The organism is Carboxylicivirga taeanensis (genome assembly GCF_051851475.1).
GTDB classification, from domain to species: Bacteria; Bacteroidota; Bacteroidia; order Bacteroidales; family Marinilabiliaceae; genus Carboxylicivirga; species Carboxylicivirga taeanensis.
This window is the reverse complement of record NZ_JBPUSJ010000095.1, coordinates 1-887: the sequence shown is the minus strand read 5'-3', so window position 1 is coordinate 887 and position 887 is coordinate 1. Positions and strand designations below refer to the sequence as shown.

The 887-nt window shown below is 32.9% G+C and carries 1 protein-coding gene; it reads right to left on the bottom strand.

Going from position 1 to position 887, the window contains the following annotated elements; all coding sequences use genetic code 11:
* Positions 1–119 precede the first annotated feature (119 nt).
* Positions 120–887: hypothetical protein (locus ACSX1H_RS19400; protein ID WP_439185913.1), on the bottom strand; the 768-nt coding region annotated here is incomplete at its 5' end.

Sequence of the window (887 nt, the reverse complement as noted above, 5' to 3'; positions counted from 1 at the left end):
ACTTTTCATTTTTAAAGCCAAATCAGCGATTTGGCGTTGGTCGCCGAAGTCACAAAACTTCCCAAATGAGTCGGACTCCATATGCTTTATTGCGGCTTGTTGGGGCCAGTTATTTGTCTTTATGCTCTCCCTGCAAATGATTCTGTCATTAGTCTTTCAAACTTAATTCTTTCTGTTTCACTTAGATTAATGAGGTATTGCATTCTGTAATTTCTATCGATAGTTGATTCTGTTACACTATTGAGTTTGAGTTTCCTCCCTTTGTTTGCGATTCCTATTACATTGTTGTTTTTGTCACAATAAATCATCATTCTAAAATCAGGACTTCCCCAAGGGTCATCATTATCATATGTAATCCAAACTTTGTAGTTTTCGACTTCACTTTCATAGAAATCAAAGCGTTCGTAGACTTCAATAAGGTCAAGTTTGTTACCGCTACTTAACACTCTTTCAATTTCCCTTTCTAATATTGATTCAGGTCTTACATTACTTTTGAATGTATAACCAAATAACATTACTTCAATAAAATCAGAATTGTCTGAGTCAATGTAATAACCTGATATATTGTATTCTGCTTTAACAATGCCAACTTTTGTTTTAAAGTCTGAACTATAAAGCTCTGAATCAACATTAATAATGGTGTCATTCCTTAAATTTTCAACTTTTACAAAAGCCGTGAACATTAATCGATACCAATTATTTGTTAGTTCAGATGCAGATACAAACTGATTGTCTTCAATTGAAAAGATTACTTGACCTTGAGGCTTATTTCTAATATTTGCAGGTCCATCAATTAATTCCGCAAACGAATTGAAATTTATAGCCAGTAAAATTAATATTAATGATATGTATCGCATGGTCTTGTTTTTTAATTGGCCCCAACGGTT